The sequence below is a fragment of the Ameyamaea chiangmaiensis genome (assembly GCF_013376175.1).
Classification (GTDB): Bacteria; Pseudomonadota; Alphaproteobacteria; order Acetobacterales; family Acetobacteraceae; genus Ameyamaea; species Ameyamaea chiangmaiensis.
Map to the genome: position 1 here is coordinate 1 of NZ_JABXXR010000222.1, position 3,350 is coordinate 3,350.

A 3,350-nucleotide genomic window follows, 5' to 3' on the forward strand; every position below is an offset into this window, starting at 1 on the left:
GGTCTCGATGACGACGTCGGGCGCGGTCCCGGTCACGTCGTCAGGCGCGGCCTGTGTCTTGGGCGCGGCTTTGGTGCCCTTCGTCGCGCGTGCGCGGGGCGTCGCGGCCGCCTTGCGAGGGCGGGGAGAACGGGGTTTGCGGGCGGCGGCGTCGGATGGGGCGGTCAATAGTCTCTCGAACGTGTCAGTGGTGATCCGACCCGTTCGCGCCATATCGTGGCTGTGGGATTGCCGGGACCACCGGTTGCCCCGACATCGGACGCGGGTACGCCGTATGGCGGCGGGCTCCTCGGGGTGCCTGTCCGTATCGGCAAACTGCCCGCGAATCAAGCTTCGTGGGTTAAATTAGTTCCAGCTTTCGTTGATTTTCGTGGGCTTGTCCCGGTGTGCCGGACTATGAGGGGCGAAAGGGATGTGCCCGACACGTCCCCAAGAGAAAGGGGCGGCCCGCGCGTCGCCTGAACACGGAAGGACGCCCATTGACGTATTTGCCTCTGCCGATCGAGTCGTATGGGCTGATCGGTGACTGCACCAGCTGCGCGCTGGTCGGAAGCAACGGCTCCATCGACTGGTTGTGCTGGCCGCGTTTCGACAGTCCGGCGTGTTTCGCGGCACTTCTGGGCGACGATCGCAATGGCCGCTGGCAGATCGCGCCCGAGCGCGTGGTGCACGCGGAGGCGATTGACAGGCGTTCCGGCGACGGCCCGGCGCCCGTCACGACGACCCGCAGCTACCGCCGCGACGGCATGGTGCTGGAGACGGTTTTCACCACGCCCGACGGCGAGGTCGCTTTGATCGATTTCATGGTCATCGACGCCCCGGCGCCGACGATCGTGCGCATCGTCGAGGGAAGATCCGGCCGTGTGCGCATGAGCATGGATTTCATCCTGCGCATGGACTACGGGCTGTCGGTGCCGTGGCTGACCCATCTTGAACAGGGGGAGGGGATCAGTGCCATCGTCGGTCCGTCGCGCTGCGTGCTGCGCAGCCGGATGCCGCTGCACAGCCGCGACCTTCGCACCACCGCCAACTTCACCGTCGCCAAGGGCGAGCGGCAGACCTTTTCACTGAGCTACAGCGAGTCGCATCTGCCGGTGCCCGCCGCGATCGACCCGATGGCGGCCCTGCGCGACACCGAAGGGTTCTGGGACGGGTGGATCGCCCAGAGTACGTTCGACGGGCCGTATGACGCACCCGTCCGGCGTTCGTTGGTGACGCTCAAGGCCCTGACCTACAAGCCGACTGGTGGCATCGTTGCCGCGCCCACCACGTCGCTGCCGGAATGTCTGGGCGGAAGCCGCAACTGGGATTACCGCTATTGCTGGCTGCGCGACGCCACTCTGACGCTGATGGCGTTCATGGCAGGCGGCTATTTCGAGGAGGCTCGCGACTGGCGCGACTGGCTGCACCGGGCCGTGGCCGGATCGCCCGAGCAGGTGCAGATCATGTACGGCCTCGGCGGCGAACGACAACTTCTGGAGTGGGAAGTGCCATGGCTGGCGGGGTATGAGAACTCGACCCCGGTGCGCGTCGGCAATGGTGCCGCCGGTCAGTTGCAGCTCGACGTCTACGGCGAGATCGTGCTGGCGCTGCATCGCGCCCGCCACGATCATCTGCGCCCGGTGACGGCGGGCTGGACCCTGCAGGTCAGCCTGCTGGAGCATCTCGAGACGATCTGGCGCGAGCCTGACGAGGGGATCTGGGAAGTGCGCGGCGGGCGCCGCCATTTTGTCCTGTCGAAAATCTCGTGCTGGGCGGCGTTCGACCGGGCGGTGGCCGATGCCCGGCAGTATGGCCTCGAGGGGCCGGTGGAGCGCTGGGAGGCGCTGCGCGACGAAATCCATGAGACTGTGTGTCGTGAGGGGTTCTGTCCCGAGCGCAACAGCTTCGTGCAGTATTTCGGCGGCCGCTCGCTCGATGCCTCGCTGCTGCTGATCCCGCAGATCGGGTTCCTGCCGCCCGACGATCCGCGTGTGATCGGCACGGTGGAAGCGATTGAGCACGACCTGATCCGCGACGGTCTTGTGCTGCGCTACCGGACCGAGGAGGTCGATGACGGGCTGGACCAGCAGGATGAGGGTGCGTTCCTGGCGTGCTCCTTCTGGCTGGTGAACACCTACGTCCTGATGGGGCGCCGCGACGACGCACAGGCGCTGTTCGACCGTCTGCTGGCGTTGCGCAACGATCTTGGCCTGCTGGCCGAGGAATACGACACGGTCCTGCGGCGTCAGATCGGCAACTTCCCGCAGGCGTTCTCGCACCTCGCGCTGGTGGCGAGTGCGGCGTATCTGGAACACGGAACGTTCCGTACTGCCGGGGACGGGGGCGCCTGACCGGCGCCCCGGCCTACCGGGATGCGCGCTCAGAAACCGTGATTGAGCGACGCGCTGAGGATGGTCACCATACCCAGGACGGCGACCAGACCGACGCGCGTGCGCACGGCATCGAAAAGGGCCGGCTGGGGACGCAGGGCGCGGCGCGCCTTGCGGTAGGGGCCGAAGAACGCGCTGGCGAAAAGGCCGGCCATCACCAGCCCGAGCAACTGCATCAGGTTGACGGGCCACGGCGTGTTGGCAAAGCCGCCCTCGTGCAGGACCATGGCCCAGCCGCTGGCCAGCACCATCGGCATGACATGCCATACGATACGGAAAAAGCGGTTGAGCGTCTGCAGGTGCACCGAACTGCGCTGCGTGGTGTCCAGAAGGCCCAGGCTGGGGCGCAGGACCAGCACGGCATAGGCGGCGCCCCCGACCCACAACGTCATCCCGGCGATATGAATGGCGAGCACGAGGCTCCACAAGAGCGAATGCGACATGATTTCTCCGGGGGTCTTCGTTGCCTGCCGGCATCGGGTCTCACGCCCGGCGCTCCCGGCAGGGCAGCGTGTGCAAAAGAACGCGCACTAGATCGCCAATTCCGCGTTTCCATGCAAGCGCTATGGCGCATCGCCGCACCCTGACGCGGCATCCGACCGGAGACAGCATGACCAAAGGCCCCTCTTCGCAAGCGCGCCGACGCTTCGGATCTTCCTCGCTGCCCGGCGGCAGCCCGCAGGCGCTGTTGCTGCCCTCGCCTTCAGAGATGGCCGCGATCGACCGCAGCGCGGCGCGCACGGTGCCGGTGTCGGTGTTGATGGAGTACGCCGGTCGGGCCGTGGCGCGTGCCGTCCGGCGGTTCCTCCCCCCCGGCCGCGTGCTCGTCCTGTGTGGTCCGGGCAATAACGGTGGGGACGGGTATGTCGCCGCGATGGCGTGCTCTGCTCGAATCCCTTGCGGCGTAGGGACGCGGGCTGCGTCGAATCGTTACAGGAATTTCGGTTGCCGGGTGCTTGGCTTTTCGCGCGAACGCAG

General features: G+C 67.0%; 3 protein-coding genes. 2 read left to right on the plus strand and 1 reads right to left on the minus strand.

Annotated features, from left to right (window positions below; translation table 11 throughout):
- The first annotated feature begins 479 nt into the window (after positions 1–479).
- Positions 480–2,333: a glycoside hydrolase family 15 protein gene (locus tag HUK82_RS15465; protein WP_306308929.1), complete on the plus strand. Its 1,854-nt coding sequence runs from the start codon at positions 480–482 to the stop codon at positions 2,331–2,333.
- A 29-nt stretch (positions 2,334–2,362) separates the two neighbouring features.
- Here HUK82_RS15465 and HUK82_RS15470 read toward each other — a convergent pair whose 3' ends face one another.
- The gene (locus tag HUK82_RS15470; protein WP_176614796.1) at positions 2,363–2,815 is read right to left on the minus strand and encodes a CopD family protein; all 453 of its coding nucleotides are present in this window, start codon (positions 2,813–2,815) and stop codon (positions 2,363–2,365) included.
- A gap of 266 nt (positions 2,816–3,081) precedes the next feature.
- Between HUK82_RS15470 and HUK82_RS15475 the strand changes: the two genes are divergently transcribed.
- On the plus strand, positions 3,082–3,350 hold a 269-nt coding region (locus HUK82_RS15475; RefSeq protein WP_305144416.1), incomplete at its 3' end, for an NAD(P)H-hydrate epimerase.